Source organism: Rhizobium sp. P1_B8, from assembly GCF_056406515.1.
Map to the genome: position 1 here is coordinate 12,432 of NZ_JBFTZZ010000025.1, position 17,808 is coordinate 30,239.

The following is a 17,808-nucleotide window of genomic DNA, read 5'->3' on the forward strand; positions in this document are numbered from 1 at the left end:
AAGAAGACACGGATACGAATAACCGTGGAGCTATTTGGGAGCCGTGTTGATCCAAGCCGCGCCAAGTTTCCTCACGCGGTCCGGACCGCTGGTCCGTCTCGCTCTGTTCGCTCTTGCAGCCGCCATGCCGTTTTTCATCGCAGACGCCGCACGCGCCGATTTTCGCGTCTGCAACGGAACACAGAATCTCGTCGGCGTCGCGATCGGATACCGGGCCAAGGATGGCTGGGTGACTGAGGGCTGGTGGCAGGTGCCGGCAACGACCTGCGCCACGCTGATCGAGGGAGAATTGCAGTCGCGCTATTACTACCTCTATGCAGAGGACGCCGCCCGGGGAGGACGATGGACGGGTGACGTGCAGATGTGCGTGGCGGAAAACGAATTCAAAATCACGGGTGTGCAGGACTGTTATGCCCGCGGTTACCAGAAGATGGGATTCAAGGAATATGATACGGGCCGCCAGGGTAGCTGGATGGTTCAGCTCTCCGACACCCCAGGGACGCAAGAAAGCCAGAATTGATGAAGCGTAATCGCAAAGTTAAAATCCTCGCCACCCTCGGGCCAGCCTCCTCCGAGGAATCGATGATCGAGAAGCTGCACCAGGCCGGTGCCGATGTCTTCCGCATCAATATGAGCCATGCGAGCCACGACCTGATGCGTACGCTTATCCAGCGCATTCGCTCGGTCGAGGCGCGCTCCGGCCGGCCGATCGGCATTCTCGCCGACCTGCAGGGACCAAAACTGCGTGTCGGCAAGTTCGTCGACAGCAAGGTCGACCTGAAGCCCGGCCAGACCTTCACGCTCGACAACAACGAAGCGCTCGGCGACCAGAACCGCGTCTATCTGCCGCACCCCGAGATCCTCGAGTCGGTCCAGCCCGGCCACCGTCTGCTGATCGATGACGGCAAGCTCGCCCTGCGCGCAGAAAAATGCGACGGCAAGAGCATCGTCACCACTGTTATTTCAGGCACGCGCATCTCCGACCGCAAGGGCGTCAGCCTTCCCGATACGCTGCTCGGCGTCGGCGCATTGACGGATAAGGACCGCGCCGACCTCGATGCGGTGCTCGCCACCGACGATGTCGACTGGGTGGCGCTTTCCTTCGTCCAGCGTCCCGACGACCTTGCCGAAGTGCGCAAGATCGCCCGTGGCCGTGTCGGCCTGATGTCGAAGATTGAAAAGCCGCAGGCTCTTGAGCGCATCGAGGAAATCATCGAGCTTTCCGACGCATTGATGGTCGCCCGCGGCGATCTCGGCGTCGAAATGCCGCTCGAATCGGTTCCCGGCATCCAGAAGCAGCTGATCCGTGCCTGCCGCCGTTCGGGCAAGCCGGTGGTCGTCGCCACGCAGATGCTGGAATCGATGATCTCAGCGCCGGTGCCGACACGCGCCGAAGTTTCCGACGTCGCGACCGCCGTCTTCGAAGGTGCGGATGCCGTCATGCTCTCGGCCGAGTCGGCCTCGGGCGACTATCCCGTCGAAGCTGTCGCGACGATGGCGTCGATTGCCACCGCCATCGAGCGCGAGCCGCATTATCCCGGCATCATCTATGCCCAGCGTGCCCAGCCGGAAGCGACCGGTGCCGATGCAATCTCGCTTGCTGCCCGTCAGATCGCCGAGACGCTGAAGCTGTCGGCGATCGTCTGTTACACCTCGTCGGGTACGACGGGCCTTCGCGCCTCGCGTGAGCGTCCGCAGGTGCCGATCCTGGCGTTGTCGCCGATCATCAAGACGGCACGCCGCCTTGCCGTCGTCTGGGGCCTGCATTGCGTGGTCACCCATGACGCGACCGATCTCGACGACATGGTCAACCGCGCCTGCCGCATCGTCGCGGACGAAGGCTTCGGCAAGCCGGGCGATCGAATCATCATCTCGGCCGGCGTGCCGCTCGGCACGCCCGGTGCCACCAATATGATCCGCATTGCCTATATCGGCTCCGACGGCCAGAGCGGCGTCTGATCCAATCGCATCCCTTCGAAGCCCGCTGCCTGAAGAGGCGGCGGGCTTTTTCGTTGACGGGTCGGCATTGCCAAGCTTGGCGGCGCATGCAAGTTTCGGTCCCTGGAGCAGGACATGCTCTGGGTTCGGAGGAGCATCATGGATATCGTCACGCTTCTGGCTTTTGCAGCCGTTTCCTTTGTCGGCATCGCGACGCCTGGGCCAACGGTGCTGCTTGCGCTGACCAATGGTTCTCGGCATGGCCTGCGCCGGGCAGTTGCCGGCATGATCGGCGCGGTGCTGTCCGATTTCGTGCTGATCGGCGCCGTCGCGATCGGGCTCGGTGCGCTGCTCGCTGCGTCGGAATTCTGGTTCTCGATGCTGAAATGGGCAGGTGCCGCCTATCTCGCCTTTCTCGGCATCATGCTGCTGCGTTCGAAGGGCACGATCGATGCGGCGTTGAAGTCCGGAGCGCCTGTGGGTGCGACTTCGCCCTTCTCGATTGGACTGAAGAGTTTCATGGTCGCGGCGACCAATCCGAAGGGCTACTTGTTCTTTTCGGCCTTCCTGCCGCAGTTCATCGACCCGAGCCTGCCGCAGGCAACGCAATATGCGCTGCTTGCGCTGGTCTTTGCCGTGCTCGATTTCCTCATCATGTTCGGCTACGCCTTCTTCGGTTCGCAGGCGGTACGGTTCCTCAAGACCTCAGGCGCCATGTGGCTGGAGCGGGCCTGCGGTGGCGCGCTACTGGCGCTTGCCGGCTCGCTGGCATTGTATCGCCGGGCAACCGTCTGAGTTCAGGGTCGAGCCAGGGATAGGTGGCCGACGCGATAGGCCTGCGTGTGCTCGCCGATCTCGGGAACTTCTCGCCACAGTCTGAAGCACACCCGCGTCCAGGTGGTCGGTTCGAAGCCGGAGACGGAGGCGAGCGCGTCGCCTGTCGCAACGTCGGCACCAGCCTGCGCGCTTTCGGCGCGGCGGATATCGGCGAGCGGCGCATAAGGCTCTGTCTGCAGGACATCGCGTGTGGCGAACTTGGCTGAGGCGATATCAGCTGAGATTTCTGCCTGCCAGACGATCCAAGTCCTCACCTGTGGCCAGCCGAAGGCGCTGGTGAGAGCCTCGAAACCTGGGCCGCAGAGGAAGTCGCTTGCTCCTTCCGGCCTCTGCCAGAGATAGAAGGGCGCATAGAGATTGTCGTGGCTGCCGAACTCTCCCTTGCGGGCGCTGAGATAGGCTTTGAAACCGAGATTGGGAAAGCCGTCGAGCAACGGACCCTTGTCGCGGATGCGGCGGTCGATGATCGACATGTCGTAATCGGCGGGCAGGGTGAAGCTGTACTGCATGGTGATCATGACTGTCCCTCCACCGGTTGCAGCCATTCGACGACGCTGCCGTTTTCCGTCGGCTGGACGCTGATATAGCTGAAGGGGCTGTCGTCGGCGGCGCCATGCCAGTGACGCTCGCCGGGCGCAAACCAGACGGCATCGCCGGCGCGCAATGCTTCGATCGGACCGCCGTCGTTCTGCGCCAACCCATGGCCCGAAAGCACATAGAGCAACTGGCCTCTGGGATGCGTGTGCCAGCGGGTAATGGTGCCGGGATCGAGCGCGGCGCGCATTGCGGTGTTCTCGCCATCGGCGCTGCCTTCGAGCAGCATCTCGACCCAGAAGGGCGCAGTCGCGACGCCCTCCGGCGAGCGGATTGCCTTGCCGGGGCGCCTGATGGTCATGGTCTTCGGGTTCGAAGCGCTCATTGCCGGCCTCCAGCCACACGAAGCCGCCAGTCTGGGTCAGTCATCTGGGCAATGCCGTCGCCGAAGGACCAGTCTTCCGGCGCGCTGGTGCTGATGACGATCATCACATCCTCAGGCCGGAGGCCCGGCGATTGCGTCAGGAGATCGGCGAGCCGCCGATAGAGCGCCGCCTTCATCTCGCCGGTGCGAGGCCTGCCGATCGTGATCGAGATATAGACGAAGTCGTCCGAGCGCGGGCCGGCGAGATAGCTGCGATCGAAGATCAACTCGTTGTCGTCATGCTGGTGAATGGCCTGGAAGCGGTCGTTTTCGGGCACGTCGAAGGTCTCGACCAGGGCGCGCTGGATGTTGTCGGCCAGCGCCATGAGGTAGTCCGGCGACTTGCCTCTGCGAAGGGAAATGCGAACGAAGGGCATCGGGATCTCCATGGTTCAGGCCGTCCGTCGGCCTTGACAGCTGAACCATTGCACGGCACGATGATGCCGAAAATCAGAATTTTATGAACTAATGATCCTGAAAAATGGGATTATGTAATGCGACGGACGATCTTCGATCTCGATGTGCTTCGAACCTTTTCAACCGGCATGGAACTCGGCAATTTCGCCAAGGCGGCCGAGCGGCTCGGGCGTTCGACCTCGGCAGTGAGTGCGCAGCTGAAGAAGCTGGAGGAACAGGCGGGCACGCCGATCTTCCGCAAGGTGGGGCGCGGGCTGGCGCTGACGGATGCCGGCGAGACGATGCTTGGTTATGCCAGGCGGCTGCTGGAGCTCAACGACGAGGCGGCTGCGGCCGTCAACAGCGTCGAGCTGGAAGGTTGGGTGCGGTTCGGCCTACAGGAGGATTTCGGTGAGACCCTGCTGCCTGATGTGCTCGGCCGCTTTGCGCGCGCGCATCCGAAGGTCCGGATCGAAGCGCGGGTGGTGCGCAATGCCGAACTGCTCGAGCGCGTCACGTCGGGCAAGCTCGATCTGGCGCTTACCTGGAGCGATGGCACGCTGACGGCGCATTGCGAGCGGATCGGCGAAGTGCCGATGCGCTGGATCGGGCCTTCGGAGGGCCAGCCGGGCTGGCAAGCCGCAAGCGGCGAGCCGATGCCGCTTGCCTCGCTGGAGGCACCGTGCCTGTTGCGGAGTGCAGCGACCAAGGCGCTTGATGAGGCGGGCATCTCCTGGCGGCTCGCCTTCGTCAGTCCCAGTCTCGGCGGTCTCTGGGCCGCGACCGCGGCAGGCCTCGGTCTCACCATCCGCACGCCGATCGGCCTGCCGGCGAAGGTCCGCCCATTGGCGCCGGAGACAGTCGGCTTGCCGGATTTGCCGAAGCTCGGTTTGGTCCTGCATCGGGCGGAGGCCGAACCGCAGCCGGCTGCGGCCCGGCTTGCCGAGCTCGTGCTTCAGTCGGTGCATGGCGCGCTGCGCGAGGTGTCGGCTTGACCTCTCCGCATTGACCCCTCGGGCGCAAGCCTGTAGCCTCGAACCCCTATGAAGACGTTCACCCTCAATATCGCTTCGGTCTTCTTCTTGAGCCTCTAAGGCTCTGCCTTCGGGCATCAGAAGATGCGGCCGCTGACCAGCCTTCGTGGCTGGTGCGTTGCCGTGGATGTAACCACCCTGCGTCTGGCCAAGGAAAGAGCCGGCAGGTTTGGCGATAGAGAGATATTTCATGACATCAGATGTTTACTCGCCGGCACTGAGTGCTGCGCAGATCGAGCGATTCATCGAGGACGGTTTCGTCAGGATCGACGACGCTTTTCCCCCCGCATTGGCCGAGGAAGCCCGTGCCATCATGTGGCGTGACATTCCCTTCGCTGCGGATGATCCAAGCACGTGGACGCAGCCCGTCGTGCGACTTGCCGGCTATGGCGGCGGGCCGTTTGAGAAAGCCGTCAACACGCCGGTATTGCATTCGGCCTTCGACCAGCTCGTCGGCACCGGTCGCTGGGAGCCGCGCAATGGACTTGGCAGTTTTCCGGTGCGCTTCCCCCATCCCGATGATCCCGGTGATGCCGGCTGGCATGTCGACCTCAGCTTTCCCGGCGAGGATTCCGATCCGAACGAGCAACGGGATTTTTCTGCGTGGCGGGTGAACATCACCTCGCGCGGGCGGGCGTTGCTGATGCTTTTCCTGTTCTCGGATGTCGGAGAGGAGGACGCGCCGACCCGCATCCGCGTCGGTTCGCACAAGGATATCGCACGCCTCCTGGCACCAGCGGGCGAGGCGGGAATGGCGTACCTCTGGCTGGAGCATGTGGGGGAGGGCCGGCCGCTGGCGTTAGCGACGGGCCCGGCTGGCACGGTCTATCTGTGCCATCCGTTCCTCATCCATGCAGCGCAGATGCATCGCGGCAGGCAGCCGCGCTTCATGGCGCAGCCCGGCCTTGCGCCTGCTGAACCTCTCCGGCTCGAACGGGAGGACGGCGCCTATTCGCCGATCGAGATCGCGATCCGCCGGGCGCTTCAGCAACAGTAGCGAGGACAGAAAGCACCCAGCCCGTCGCAGGCTGGGTGCTCACATCTGCAGTTCCTGCTGGGCGTTGCGGCGTATTGCCTGCGGCGGCTGGCCAAAGGCGCGCAGGAAAGCGCGGCGCATACGCTCGCGGTCGGCAAAGCCGGTCTCGTCGGCGACGACGTCAATCGGATGGCGACTCTGCTCCATCATCAGCCGGGCGGCTTCGAGCCTGAGATTTTCCACGGCCTTGGCCGGTGACTGCCCGGTTTCGGCGCGGAAAGCTCGGCTGAATTGGCGGGGGCTGAGATGGGCGGCTTCCGCCAGTTCTTCGACCGAAAGCTGCGATTTCAGATTGCCGCGGGCAAAGTCGAGCGCCTTCTGGATGCGGTCGGATTTCGGCTCCAGCTCCAGCAGCGCGGAAAATTGCGACTGGCCGCCGGAACGGCGGTGATAGACGACAAGCATTCGGGCCACGGCGCGGGCGACTTCAATGCCGTGGTCTTTCTCGACCATGGCGAGTGCCAAATCGATCCCGGCCGTCATGCCGGCCGATGTCCAGACCGAACCGTCGATGATGAAGATGCGATCCTCTTCCACCTTGATCTTTGGATAACGCGCCTTCATTTGGCGGGCGAGATACCAATGCGTCGTCGCGCGCCGGCCGTCGAGAATGCCGGCTTCGGCGAGGAAGAAGGTGCCGGTGCAAATCGAAGCGATGCGGCGAGAGGCGCCAAGAGCCGCGCGAATGAAGCCGCTTTCGCCGGGGCTTGGCAACGCAATGCCGGGTGCGCCGGTGACAATCAGCGTATCGAATCCGGGATCGCCGAAGGGCTCGGTCTCGATCGTCATGCCGAGCGAGGTGCGCAGCGACCCCCCGGCTTCCGAGAGGTAGCGGATGTCGTAGACCTTCTCGCGGAAATGCAGATTGGTGAATTCGAAGGCCGACACGGCCGCCAGGCCCATGATCTGGAAGCCGGGATAGAGCAGGAAAGCGATGGTCTGCATGGCTAAGCTCCTATGTCCTAAAAGGTGGTATATATGACATTCAGGACGCTGACAATCCGGAGTATGACTCTCCTCAAGTGCAGGGCAGACGCCGGCGCAATTGAAGGAGATGGATCATGACACAGGAATACAAGGGTACTGCGCTGGTAACCGGCGCATCCTCGGGCATCGGCGCAGTCTATGCGCACAGGCTGGCAAAGCAGGGTTACGACCTGATCATCGTTGCCCGTAACGGCGAGCGGCTGAAGGCCTTGGCAAGCGGGCTGACTGAGGAGACGGGCAGGGCGGTCGAGACCGTTGTGGCTGACCTCGGCAACACGGCCGACCTCGCCCGTGTCGAAGGCGTGCTGAAGCAAGACCGGAGCATCACGCTTCTGGTCAACAATGCCGGCGTCGGCGGAACGGCGCCGCTGCTCGCCGCCGATGTCGACAAGATGCAGAAGATGATCGAACTCAACGTCACGGCGCTGATGCGGCTGACCTATGCCGCCGTTCCCGGTTTCGTTGCCCGCGGCGGTGGCACGATCATTAACATTGCTTCCATCGTGGCGATCGCGCCAGAGCGCCTGAACGGCGTCTATGGCGCCACGAAAGCCTTCGTGCTCGCCTTCAGCCAGTCGCTGAAGCATGAGCTGGCGGAGAAGAACATCCGTATCCAGGCCGTGCTACCGGGGGCCACGGCGACGGAATTCTGGGGGATTGCCGGCACGCCGATAGAGCATCTGCCGAACGAGATCGTAATGTCGGCCGAAGACATGGTCGATGCATCGCTCGCCGGCCTTAAGCAGGGTGAGTTCGCAACGATTCCGGCGCTTGAGGATGCAGGCTTGCTGTCGGCCTACGAGCAGGCGCGCCAGGCATTGATGCCGAACCTGTCTCGCAGCATGCCGGCCAAGCGTTACAAGCTGGCATGATGGTTTGGGGCACTTACCTCAACCGAAGCGTTCCAGGGCGGTGGAGAAAATATCGGCATCGACGTTGCCGCCCGATGTGACGACAACGACGGTGTCGCTTTCCAGCGCGTCGCCGTGGAAAAGGGCGGCGGCGAGCGCCACGGCGCCGCCAGGCTCGACGACGATCTTCAACCGCGTGAAGGCGAGCGCCATGGCGCGCAGCGCCTCCTCGTCGGTGACAACGATGCCAGGGCCCGCGAGGCGCTTGAGGATCGGGAAGGTGATGTTGCCCGGCTGCGGCGTAACGATCGCATCGCAGATCGAGCCCGAAACCGTCGCGTTGCGTTCGATCTTGCCGGAGGCGAGCGAGCGGGTGGTGTCGTCGAAATCCTTGGGCTCGCAGGGGCGGACACGAAAGCCGGGGGAACTGGCTTCAAGGGCGAGCGCGATGCCGGAGGTCAATCCGCCGCCGCCGCAGGGAACGAGGACTTCGGCTGATATCACCCCTTCCTCCCCAGCCTGCTCGGAAATTTCGAGGCCGGTCGTGCCCTGGCCGGCGATGACAAGCGGTTCGTCGAAGGGCTTGATCAGTGTCAGGCCGCGCTCAGCAGAAAGCCTCGCGCCGATCTCGTCGCGATCCTCGTTGACGCGGTCGTAGAGCACCACCTCAGCACCGAAGGCACGGGTGTTGGCGATCTTCAGCTTCGGCGCATCGCTCGGCATGATGATGACGGAGGGGATATTGTGCAGCTTGGCAGCAAGCGCAACGCCCTGGGCGTGGTTGCCGGAGGAGAAGGCGATGACGCCCTTCGAGCGTACCGCAGCATCAAGGCCGGAGACGGCCGACCAGCCGCCGCGAAACTTGAATGAGCCGGAATGCTGCAGACATTCCGCTTTCACGAACAGACGCCGGCCGGCGATCTCATCGAGGAAAGGGGAGGAGAGAAGCGGCGTGCGCCTTGCATGACCGCGCAGACGGGCGCGAGCTGCGACAATCATTTCAATGCTGGCCATTCGGGAATCTTTCTGCTTGCGGGTTCGCCCATGCATAGGGCGCGGCAAGCCAATTGTGAACGGCGACTTTGTCACGGTGACATGAATGGTGCCACCGCTGCTTTTCGAGCCGCGTTGCGCTTCCGCCGACTGTTCGATCAGGCGATCCCCGAAGCGTCAGTAACCGCTTGCCGACCCTTCCGCTGCGCGGCTATCCATGGCGCCGTTGTAGCGGGCGCCGCCGCCTTTTGCGATGGCGGCAAGGCTTTTGCCGCCGACGAGGATGCCGGCGGCCTGGCCCCATTGCGGCGCGTCATTGCCGCCATCGAAGCTGTAGCCCATGGCGGCGAGCGTCTTTTCGGTATCGGGCGAAAGCGCATAGGGTTCGAGAAAGACCTTGTCGGGCTGCCATTGGTGGTGGAGACGCGGGGCGTTGACCGCCTGGCTGATATCCATGCCGAAATCGACGACATTGAGGATCGCTTCCAACGTGATGGTGATGATGCGCGAGCCGCCGGGGCTGCCGATCACCATGAAGGGCTTGCCGTCCCGGGTGACGATGGTCGGGCTCATCGAGGAGAGCGGCGTCTTCTTCGGCGCGATGGCATTGGCTTCGCCCTGCACCAGTCCGTAGAGGTTCGGCACGCCGGGCTTGGAGGTGAAATCGTCCATCTCGTTGTTGAGCAGGACGCCGGTGCCGGGTGCCACGACGCCGGCGCCGAAGGAGCCGTTCAGCGTATAGGTGACGGCGACCGCATTGCCCTCGTCGTCGATGATCGAATAATGCGTCGTCTCGGTGCTTTCCTTGCCGCCGAGCGGTTTGAGGTTCGCCGAGGTGCCAGACCTGTAGGGGTCGATCTTGGCGGCAGTCTCCAAGGCATATTTCTTGTCGAGAAGCTTGGCGACCGGGTTCTCGACAAAATCGGGATCGCCGAGTGCTGCATTGCGGTCGACATAGGCATAGCGCATCGCCTCGACCATGAGGTGCACGGTTTCGGCCGAGTTATAGCCAAGATAGGAGAGCGGATAGCCTTCCAGAACGTTGAGGATCTCGCAGATGATGACGCCGCCGGAGGAAGGTGGCGGCGAGGAGATGATGTCGTAGCCGCGGTAATTGCACTCGATCGGCTTCAATTCGCGCACGGCATATTGCTCGAAATCCTCCTTGGCAAGGATGCCGCCTTTGGCCTGGCTCGCCTTGACGATCGCCTCAGCGGGCGCGGCCTTGTAGAAGGCGTCGGAGCCTTTTTCGGAGATGCCTGCCAGGACCGAAGCAAGGTCCGGCTGCTGGAGTTTTTCGCCGGATGCATAGGGTTTGCCGTCCGGTTTCAGAAATATCTTTGCCGCCGCCTCATCCTTGGCGAGGCGCTTGGCGTTGCCGGCGAAACTTGCGGCGTCGCCCTGTTCCAGGGTGAAACCCTCTTTGGCGAAGCGAAGTGCCGGCGCGATCAGATCCTGGCGCGATTTGGTGCCGTATTTCTCGCGCGCGGTCTCGAAGCCCATGACGGAGCCCGGCACGCCGACCGAGAGATAACCGTCGAGGCTGGCGCGTGGCACGATATCGCCCTTGGCATCGAGATACATGGTCTTCGTTGCGGCAAGCGGTGCGCGTTCGCGAAAATCGAGGAAAGTCTTCGTGCCGTCCTTCAGGCGGATGGTCATGAAGCCGCCGCCGCCGAGATTGCCGGCCGCGGGATAGACGACTGCCAATGCATAGCCGACGGCAACTGCCGCATCGACGGCATTGCCGCCGCTTTTCAGCACCTCGACACCGACATCGGTCGCCAGATGCTGAGCGGTGACGACCATGCCGTGCTCGGCTTCTACGGGCGCAGGCGAGGCGGCGAAAGCCGAGGTAAGGCTCAGCGACAATGCTGATATGACGGAGATCGTCCCGATATGCAGGCGGCCCATGATTTCCCCTCCTATGGACAATGATGAAAAAACATATGGGGCTGCGACAGCCTGAGGCAATGCAAGGGGTTGGCTTTAAAGCATGTCGCGCAAAAGTGTGCAGCGGCTTTGCGACGACGATATGCGAAAACAAAACTTAAAGCGTGAGGAGTTCGGCGAGTTTCCGGTTGGTGTCATCGTGATCGAGCGGCGTATAGACGATGAGCTTCATCTCCGGCCGGCTTGTCAGTGTCAGGCCGGTATGCTCGAAGGACATGCGGCCCTTGAGGGGATGGTTGATGCGCTTTATGCCGGACAGCGGATTGACGACCTCGTGGCGCTGCCACCAATCACGAAATTCAGCGCTTGCCTGTTTCAGCAGCGCGATCAGCCGTTCGAAATCCGGATCGCCGGCATAACGCGCGCTGTCGGCGCGAAACATCGCCAGCGAGACGCGGGCAACCGCCTCCCAGTCGACGAGCAGCTTGCGATGCGCGGGGTCGGCAAAGAGGCGATGCATGGTATTGCGCTCGTCGCGGTCGAGCGTGTCGTAACCGCCGAACAGCACCTCGGCGGCACGGTTCCACGCGAGCACGTCCCACCGGCGGCCAAGTACATAAGCCGGTTGGTGGGTCAGGTTAGCGAGCATGCGCTGCAGCGGCTCGTCGACGCATTCGAGTGCGGATGAGACTGCCTGCGGCGCTTGGCGATTGTTGAGGGTGAAGAGATGTCGGCGCTCGGCCTCGTCGAGGCGCAGCGCATCGGCAAGGGCGTTGAGCACCTGCATGGAGGGCCTGATGTCGCGGCCCTGTTCCAGCCAGGTGTACCAGGTGGTGCCGACGCCGGCGAGCATGGCGAGCTCCTCACGCCGGAGACCCGGCGTGCGCCGGCGAAACCCCTCCGGCAAACCGACCTCGGAGGGCGTCAGCCGTTCGCGACGGGAGCGCAGGAAGGCTGCGAATTCACGGCGGCGGGCTTCGAATGTGTCGGATCTCTGGTCCATGGCGGGAATCATATCAGTATTGATACCAGGATAAAACCGGAACTGTTTGCCGTTTCCGGGCCGCGCATGATGCCGGTGTCGCAGGTGGTTGAAGCGTCTGCGGCTCGATCAATTCAAGGAGCAGCATCATGTCTTTGCAGCATGTGGTCGTCATCGGCGGTTCTTCCGGCATCGGCCTTGCCACGGCGAAATTACTTTTGAAACAGGGTTACACAGTCACCATTGCGGGCCGCGACGGCGAAAAGCTTGATGCGGCGACGGCATCGCTCGAGGGCGAGCGGCGCAGCCTCGTGCTCGATGCGGCGAAGCTTTCCGGCCTTGGGGAGGCTTTTGCCGGGATCGGCGCATTCGGTCATCTCGTGCTGGCGATGGGCAGCGGTCACGGCGCCGGACCCTTCGCGACGCTCGACATGGCGGATCTGCTTGCCGGGTTTCAGACCAAGCTCATCCCGCATGCCGCGACAGCCCAGGCGGCATTGCCGCTGCTGCAGCCGGGCGGCAGCATCACCTTCGTTTCGGCAGTCAGCGCGCAGGCAGCGATGCCTGGCACGGCTGGGCTTGCGGCCGTCAATGCCGGCATCGAGGCGATGGTGCCGGTGCTTGCCGCCGAGTTGAAGCCGCTGCGTGTCAACGGCGTTTCACCTGGGGTCGTCGATACGCCGTGGTGGAGTTTCCTGCCGCCGGAGCAGCGCGGCAGCGTTTTTGCGGATTTCGCCGGCCGCACGCCGGTCGGTCGTGTCGGCAGGCCGGAGGATATTGCAGAGGCGATCGCCTTCCTGATCGGAAACGGCTTCATGAGCGGCCATGTCATCACCTGCGACGGCGGTGTGCGTCTCAGCGCTTGAAGCAGCATTCAGGCGGACCGCCGACGGTCTCGCGGGCCGGAAATCCAAGCCGGAGAGGTCATGCGCCGTGCAGGGCGCCTGGCCCCAACGACGGCACGGTTACGACCGTCCGATTGCGTGATGCGGCGGCAAGTCTCTCCTCGGCCCTGCGGGCAACCGCCTGCAGGTCGAGCGGCTTTCCGGCGATTTTTTCCATGGCGGCGATGGCGACATCGGTCGCGAGATAATCCGGCTTGTGGCCGACGCCGCTGACGGTGATGAGTTCGGAGCCTGATATATCGCGGGCAAGGCCGCGCGAGTGCAAGTGTTCCCAGACGATCTCGTCGCTGTCGCCGGTTATGATGACGGTCGGCGCGGTGATCTGCGAATAGAGCAGCGACTGCTCCTTCACATAGGCGAGCAGCCTTTTGAAATCGGCGGCGTTGTTTTGGAAGGCGCCGGGGCGCAATACGAGCGACGGACCGGTTCTTTCGATGTAGTCGGCCGGGCGCGGATTAGGGCGGAAAACGTTCCGCGTGCCGCGCTCCAGCCGGCTCAGCCCGAGCGGCACGACGATCGCATGGTTGAAGAGCCAGCCGACGATCGGCACGGTCGCCACGTGATAGTACCAGTCGATGCCGCCCGGCCAGGGATGGGTGGCGGGCGCGAGGAAGAGCAGGCCTGATGTCTTGTCAGGATGGCGCAGGCCGAAGGCGGCGGTGATCGCGCCGCCGAAGGAATGGCCGACAATGATCGCCTTTTCGATGCCGCGCTTTTCCATCAGCCTGGCGATCGCATCGGCCTGGCCGGAGGGGACGGCATTCTCGGGGCCGCCGCGCTCGGAATAACCATGGCCGGGACGATCGACGAACAGCATTTCTGCCCGGCCTTCGAGTGCGGCGCGGAAGGCGACGACCTGATCGAGCAGATTGCCGCTGGCGCCGTGAATGAAGACCAGTGCCGGCAGATCCGCATTTTCGGGACGCTCGATGTGGACGGCATTCATGCGGTAGCCGCCGACATCCGTCAGTTCGCCGATATTCGGATAAGCCTGTTCGAATTGCCGCGCCTTATAAGTGGAGTAACCGATGGCGGCGGCGAGCGGGGCGAGAAGAGCGGAAACTTCTGCAAGCATGATCTCAACGAGCGATAATTGCGGGATGACCTGCATGCGGACAAACCGCTACATCGTTCCCTCTAGATTCTAAAGCGCGTCGCGCTCAGGTCTTTGTTTTACGCATGTCGCTATCGCAAACCGCTGCACACTTCTGCGCGACATGCTTTAAATTGCGCGGCACGATCCGACGTCAAGATATCAGCCCGGGAATCAGGTGCGATTGCCGGCGAGTTTTTCCGCCAGCGTGTTGACCTGTTCCTGCGCGGTGCGTTCGGCGGGATAGACATCGAGGAAACGCTCCCAAGCCTTCAAGGTCAGCTGGTCGTTGCCGGAATTGCTGAGGATCGCTGCCATGCCGGAGAGCGCGCCGAAATGGCGCGGTTCGAGATCGAGCACACGTTCGATGTCGGACATCGACTTGCGGTAATTGCCCATGACGAAATTCAGCGTGGCGCGGCGGTTCCAGCTTTCGGCATAATCTGGTTTCAGCGCGATCGCCTCATCGAGGAAATCGAGGGCAGCGGGATTGCGCTTTTCCTCGATCGCCTTGTCGGCCCACTGCATCAGCAGATTGACGGTGGCACTGCCGGAATCGTTCCATTCCATGCGGATTTCATTGGCGATGCCGCTGGCCTTGTCGGGGTCGCGTTCACGCTTCAATTGGCTGAAGAGTTGGTCGAGGTGCTGCTTGGGCGAACCGTTGACATCCGTCTGCTCGACGATGACATCTTTTTTCGTGGCGGCAGCCGACTGTTCCGCGGCGGCGGCCGGAAAGGGGGAGGTGAGCAGGATGAGGGCGAGCGGCAGTGCCGCTGACGTCAAAGCAAAAAAGCGCATGGCGGACATATTAGCCCGCCAACGCCGAAGATCAAACAAATTTGACGTGATCGCCGCAGCGACCCACCGGATATATCTGCCGGCGTAACCTGCGCGGCAAGGCGATCCGGACGCGCGAAATCAGCCCTGACGAGCCTTGAAGCGCGGGTTCAGCTTGTTGATGATGTAGATGCGGCCCTTGCGGCGAACCAGACGGTTGTCACGGTGACGAGCCTTGAGCGACTTGAGCGAATTCTTGATCTTCATTTTTCTGATCCGCGATCTCTATGGGGGAATTCACATTCGCCCGTATCTTTAACAATCAAAAGCGCGCCATCGGGCGCGCTGTTTAGGTGGGGGAGCAGATACCTCGTCACCTTTTCCGTGTCAACCACATGAAGGTGTTTTTCCCAAGGCACAAGGGTGTTTTCTCAGGCCAAAACCAGCGATTTCGGCGTCAAGGTGGTGACGTGACCCATCTTGCGGCCGGGGCGCCACTCGGTCTTGCCATAGAGATGAACCAGCGTGTCGGGGCGCCGCAACCAGTCGGGAACGGCAAGGATATCGTCGCCGATCAGGTTCTGCAGGATGCAGTCGGAATGGCGCTCGGCACTGCCGAGCGGCAGGCCGGCGACGGCCCGGATATGCTGCTCGAACTGGCTGACGACGCAGGCGGCTTCCGTCCAGTGACCGGAGTTGTGGACACGCGGCGCCATCTCGTTGGCGATCAGGCCGCCATCGGCCAGCACGAAGAATTCGATGCCGATGACGCCGACATAGTTCAACGCGGCAAGGATCTTTTCGGCCGATTGGCGCGCCGCGTCCGCTGTCGCTGCAGAGATCGCGGCAGGAACCATCGAGGTGTGGAGGATGCCGTTGCGGTGCACGTTCTCGGCGGGATCGAAGCAGACGACCGTCCCGTCGGTGGCGCGCGCGGCGATGATCGAGACCTCGCGTTCGAAAGCGACGAAACTTTCGAGGATGAGCGGCACGCCGCCGAGTGCGGCATAGGCGCCCTCCGGGCTGTCGGCGGCCGAGCGGAAAACCTTCTGGCCCTTGCCGTCATAACCGAGACGCCGGGTCTTCAGCACGCCCTGGCCGCCGAAATCCTTCAGTGCCGTCTCGAGATCGGCCTGGCTGTCGATCGCGTGGAAGCGGGCGGTTGATATGCCGCAGTCATTGAGAAAGCGCTTTTCGACGAGGCGGTCCTGGGCGGCTTCCAGCGCCTTCGGCGGCGGATAGACCGATACGGTCGCCGAGAGCCTTTCGGCGGCTGCGACGGGCACGTTTTCGAATTCGTAGGTGACGACATCACAGATATCGGCGAGTTCGGCCAGTGCCGCCGGATCGTCGTAGGCGGCGGTAATCTGCCGGTTGGCGAGCTGGGCGGCCGGGCAGTCCGCCTGCGGCTCGAGGATGACCGTGCGAAAATTCAACCGGGCGGCGGCAATCGCCAGCATGCGGCCGAGCTGGCCGCCGCCGATAATGCCGATCGTTCTTGCCGTCATAGGTCGTCCATCGGGTATTCGGCGACGGCAGCACTCTGGCGCTCGCGCCATTCGTCGAGCCGGTCGGCGATTTCTTCGTCGGAAAGGGCAAGCACGGCGGCGGCGAGAAGGGCGGCGTTGACCGCGCCGGCCTTGCCGATGGCAAGCGTGCCCACAGGAATACCGGCCGGCATCTGCACGATGGAAAGGAGGCTGTCCTGGCCGGACAGGGCTTTCGACTGGACCGGCACGCCGAAAACCGGCAGCGGTGTCATCGCGGCGGTCATGCCCGGCAGGTGGGCAGCGCCGCCGGCGCCGGCGATGATGACCTTGAAGCCCTCCGCACGTGCGCCCTTGGCGAAATTGACCAATCGGTCCACTGTGCGGTGCGCCGAAATGATGCGCGCATCATAAGGGATCTCAAGCGCCTCCAGCGTGTCGGCGGCGTTTTTCATGGTCTCCCAGTCGGACTGGCTGCCCATGATGATGGCGACGGGTGGTCTGTCTGTCATCGTTGCTGCTATTCCCTCTCAGGCGATGATGTCAGGGATGATCTGATCTTCCAGCTTGGAGAGCCTGTCCTTGATGACGAGCTTTTTCTTTTTCATACGCTGGATCCGCAGAGCATCGCATCCGGTCTGGATCATGGCGTTGATCGCGGCATCGAAATCCTCGTGCTCCTGACGCAGACGCGCCACCGTGAGCCTGATTTCCGCCTGTTCCTGATCGGCCATATGCATTCCCCGTTACCGTCCCTGGACCTTGTCCGATCTGCCGATGATTTCCGCAAGCTCCTATCACCAAATACAGGTAACGGCTAGTTAGTCTTGATCATGAAATTGCCATCCAGTCTCCATCTTTTGGCCTTCGACAAGCCTTCAAAAATATGTCACAGTCCGGCCGTTGACACCTTGATCCCCGACGATGATGGCCGGGGAGGGTAAAGAGGAAGGAAGGGTCATATGACTGTTCAAGCTCATCTTGAGTCACTCCAGAAAAAGCATGTTGCTCTCGAGGAGGAGTTGCACGCGCTCAGAACATCTCCCTCTATTTCCGATACGGAACTTGCCGAATGCAAGCGCCGCAAGCTGCGCATCAAGGACGAGATTCAGCGTCTTAAGTCATCCGTCCACTAATCTTCCCAAGGGTCGCCGGGCGATCATCTTGCGCAACAAGGTAAATCCATCCATTCCGCCAAAAATTAGCAAGAACCGGTGATTTGACACCAGATTTGCGCCAGTCCGATGCATCCGGCATCGTGGCTGGCGCTTTTGGGTCCGCTGCGTCTCACATCGCGTTCTTATGATTTGCATCGTATCCCCAGATCTCATGGGGACCTGCCTCAGGCCCAGAACTGATCCAGCCACAAATTGAGCTTGTCGAAGCCGCGGTTGTTGACCGTATAGATACGTTTGGTGCCTTCCGAGGTCACGGAGACGAGATTGCTGTCGAGTAGCGCCTTCAGATGCTGCGAAACAGCAGGGCGGCTGATCGGTAGGCCCTCGGCGAGCTCATTGACCGTCCGTGGCGCGCGACGCAATTCCTCCAGCAGAAACCGCCGGTTCGGATCGGCAATCGCAGAGAAAGGGTCCGTGTTCGACATGGCAGGAACGCTACGTCAAACCGGCCGCGCCAGCA

The 17,808-nt window shown here is 62.5% G+C and carries 22 protein-coding genes; 8 read left to right on the top strand and 14 right to left on the bottom strand.

The window, feature by feature from the left end; genetic code table 11:
• The first annotated feature begins 34 nt into the window (after positions 1-34).
• The 3 genes from AC1D2N_RS25625 to AC1D2N_RS25635 all read left to right on the top strand — a co-directional run bounded on the left by AC1D2N_RS25625 (position 35) and on the right by AC1D2N_RS25635 (position 2,733).
• Positions 35-520 (top strand): DUF1036 domain-containing protein, encoded by a 486-nt coding sequence (locus AC1D2N_RS25625; RefSeq protein WP_017967841.1) that lies wholly within the window; start codon positions 35-37, stop codon positions 518-520.
• A complete protein-coding gene (gene pyk / locus AC1D2N_RS25630) occupies positions 520-1,959 on the top strand; it encodes a pyruvate kinase (protein WP_018243516.1) in 1,440 nt (479 codons plus the stop codon). The genes AC1D2N_RS25625 and pyk overlap by 1 nt, the downstream gene beginning before the upstream one ends.
• 138 nt (positions 1,960-2,097) lie before the next feature.
• A complete protein-coding gene (locus AC1D2N_RS25635; RefSeq protein WP_047623119.1) occupies positions 2,098-2,733 on the top strand; it encodes a LysE family translocator in 636 nt (211 codons plus the stop codon).
• Positions 2,734-2,735: 2 nt separating this feature from the next.
• Here AC1D2N_RS25635 and AC1D2N_RS25640 read toward each other — a convergent pair whose 3' ends face one another.
• From AC1D2N_RS25640 to AC1D2N_RS25650, 3 genes are read right to left on the bottom strand one after another with little or no spacing between them, the layout of a single operon-like run.
• On the bottom strand, positions 2,736-3,293 hold the full coding sequence (locus tag AC1D2N_RS25640) for a DUF4865 family protein (RefSeq protein WP_130759005.1): 558 nt from the start codon (positions 3,291-3,293) through the stop codon (positions 2,736-2,738).
• Positions 3,290-3,694 (bottom strand): cupin domain-containing protein, encoded by a 405-nt coding sequence (locus AC1D2N_RS25645; protein WP_028734963.1) that lies wholly within the window; start codon positions 3,692-3,694, stop codon positions 3,290-3,292. The genes AC1D2N_RS25640 and AC1D2N_RS25645 overlap by 4 nt, the downstream gene beginning before the upstream one ends.
• Positions 3,691-4,110 (bottom strand): tautomerase family protein, encoded by a 420-nt coding sequence (locus tag AC1D2N_RS25650; protein ID WP_130759004.1) that lies wholly within the window; start codon positions 4,108-4,110, stop codon positions 3,691-3,693. The genes AC1D2N_RS25645 and AC1D2N_RS25650 overlap by 4 nt, the downstream gene beginning before the upstream one ends.
• Positions 4,111-4,227: 117 nt before the next feature.
• Here AC1D2N_RS25650 and AC1D2N_RS25655 point away from each other — a divergent pair, with 117 nt between their 5' ends.
• Positions 4,228-5,124: a LysR substrate-binding domain-containing protein gene (locus tag AC1D2N_RS25655; protein WP_130759003.1), complete on the top strand. Its 897-nt coding sequence runs from the start codon at positions 4,228-4,230 to the stop codon at positions 5,122-5,124.
• A 229-nt stretch (positions 5,125-5,353) separates the two neighbouring features.
• On the top strand, positions 5,354-6,160 hold the full coding sequence (locus AC1D2N_RS25660; protein ID WP_130759002.1) for a phytanoyl-CoA dioxygenase family protein: 807 nt from the start codon (positions 5,354-5,356) through the stop codon (positions 6,158-6,160).
• A 39-nt stretch (positions 6,161-6,199) separates the two neighbouring features.
• Here AC1D2N_RS25660 and AC1D2N_RS25665 read toward each other — a convergent pair whose 3' ends face one another.
• Positions 6,200-7,144, bottom strand: a complete 945-nt coding sequence (locus AC1D2N_RS25665) for a GlxA family transcriptional regulator (RefSeq protein ID WP_130759001.1) — start codon at positions 7,142-7,144, stop codon at positions 6,200-6,202.
• 116 nt (positions 7,145-7,260) lie between these two features.
• Here AC1D2N_RS25665 and AC1D2N_RS25670 point away from each other — a divergent pair, with 116 nt between their 5' ends.
• The gene (locus AC1D2N_RS25670; RefSeq protein ID WP_018445963.1) at positions 7,261-8,058 is read left to right on the top strand and encodes an SDR family NAD(P)-dependent oxidoreductase; all 798 of its coding nucleotides are present in this window, start codon (positions 7,261-7,263) and stop codon (positions 8,056-8,058) included.
• 18 nt (positions 8,059-8,076) lie between these two features.
• Here AC1D2N_RS25670 and AC1D2N_RS25675 read toward each other — a convergent pair whose 3' ends face one another.
• The 3 genes from AC1D2N_RS25675 to AC1D2N_RS25685 all read right to left on the bottom strand — a co-directional run bounded on the left by AC1D2N_RS25675 (position 8,077) and on the right by AC1D2N_RS25685 (position 11,938).
• Positions 8,077-9,051 carry a threonine ammonia-lyase gene (locus AC1D2N_RS25675; protein ID WP_130759000.1) on the bottom strand — a complete coding sequence of 325 codons (975 nt, stop codon included), beginning with the start codon at positions 9,049-9,051 and terminating at the stop codon, positions 8,077-8,079.
• Positions 9,052-9,207: 156 nt separating this feature from the next.
• A complete protein-coding gene (ggt, locus tag AC1D2N_RS25680; protein WP_018243506.1) occupies positions 9,208-10,944 on the bottom strand; it encodes a gamma-glutamyltransferase in 1,737 nt (578 codons plus the stop codon).
• A 136-nt stretch (positions 10,945-11,080) separates the two neighbouring features.
• Positions 11,081-11,938, bottom strand: coding sequence for a helix-turn-helix transcriptional regulator (locus AC1D2N_RS25685; RefSeq protein ID WP_130758999.1), 858 nt, complete (start codon positions 11,936-11,938; stop codon positions 11,081-11,083).
• 116 nt (positions 11,939-12,054) lie between these two features.
• On the opposite strand from AC1D2N_RS25685, the gene AC1D2N_RS25690 reads away from it, so the two are divergent.
• A complete protein-coding gene (locus tag AC1D2N_RS25690) occupies positions 12,055-12,771 on the top strand; it encodes an SDR family oxidoreductase (RefSeq protein ID WP_130758998.1) in 717 nt (238 codons plus the stop codon).
• Between the two features lie 58 nt (positions 12,772-12,829).
• Here AC1D2N_RS25690 and AC1D2N_RS25695 read toward each other — a convergent pair whose 3' ends face one another.
• The 6 genes from AC1D2N_RS25695 to AC1D2N_RS25720 all read right to left on the bottom strand — a co-directional run bounded on the left by AC1D2N_RS25695 (position 12,830) and on the right by AC1D2N_RS25720 (position 16,904).
• Entirely contained in the window at positions 12,830-13,885 is a 1,056-nt protein-coding gene (locus tag AC1D2N_RS25695) for an alpha/beta hydrolase (protein ID WP_130759092.1), read from the bottom strand.
• A 192-nt stretch (positions 13,886-14,077) separates the two neighbouring features.
• On the bottom strand, positions 14,078-14,713 hold the full coding sequence (locus AC1D2N_RS25700) for a tetratricopeptide repeat protein (protein ID WP_018243502.1): 636 nt from the start codon (positions 14,711-14,713) through the stop codon (positions 14,078-14,080).
• A 111-nt stretch (positions 14,714-14,824) separates the two neighbouring features.
• Positions 14,825-14,950: a type B 50S ribosomal protein L36 gene (gene ykgO / locus AC1D2N_RS25705; protein WP_003566454.1), complete on the bottom strand. Its 126-nt coding sequence runs from the start codon at positions 14,948-14,950 to the stop codon at positions 14,825-14,827.
• A gap of 164 nt (positions 14,951-15,114) precedes the next feature.
• The gene (locus AC1D2N_RS25710; protein WP_130758996.1) at positions 15,115-16,191 is read right to left on the bottom strand and encodes a 5-(carboxyamino)imidazole ribonucleotide synthase; all 1,077 of its coding nucleotides are present in this window, start codon (positions 16,189-16,191) and stop codon (positions 15,115-15,117) included.
• Complete coding sequence (gene purE / locus AC1D2N_RS25715; RefSeq protein ID WP_011653459.1) at positions 16,188-16,682, bottom strand: 5-(carboxyamino)imidazole ribonucleotide mutase; 495 nt, start codon at positions 16,680-16,682, stop codon at positions 16,188-16,190. Before purE ends, AC1D2N_RS25710 begins: the two co-directional genes overlap by 4 nt.
• A gap of 18 nt (positions 16,683-16,700) precedes the next feature.
• Positions 16,701-16,904: a YdcH family protein gene (locus AC1D2N_RS25720; protein ID WP_017968168.1), complete on the bottom strand. Its 204-nt coding sequence runs from the start codon at positions 16,902-16,904 to the stop codon at positions 16,701-16,703.
• A gap of 228 nt (positions 16,905-17,132) precedes the next feature.
• Here AC1D2N_RS25720 and AC1D2N_RS25725 point away from each other — a divergent pair, with 228 nt between their 5' ends.
• Complete coding sequence (locus tag AC1D2N_RS25725; RefSeq protein ID WP_003542831.1) at positions 17,133-17,306, top strand: YdcH family protein; 174 nt, start codon at positions 17,133-17,135, stop codon at positions 17,304-17,306.
• Between the two features lie 206 nt (positions 17,307-17,512).
• Here the strand turns inward: AC1D2N_RS25725 and AC1D2N_RS25730 are convergent, their stop codons facing one another.
• The gene (locus AC1D2N_RS25730; protein WP_003542830.1) at positions 17,513-17,773 is read right to left on the bottom strand and encodes an ArsR/SmtB family transcription factor; all 261 of its coding nucleotides are present in this window, start codon (positions 17,771-17,773) and stop codon (positions 17,513-17,515) included.
• Positions 17,774-17,808: the final 35 nt, after the last annotated feature.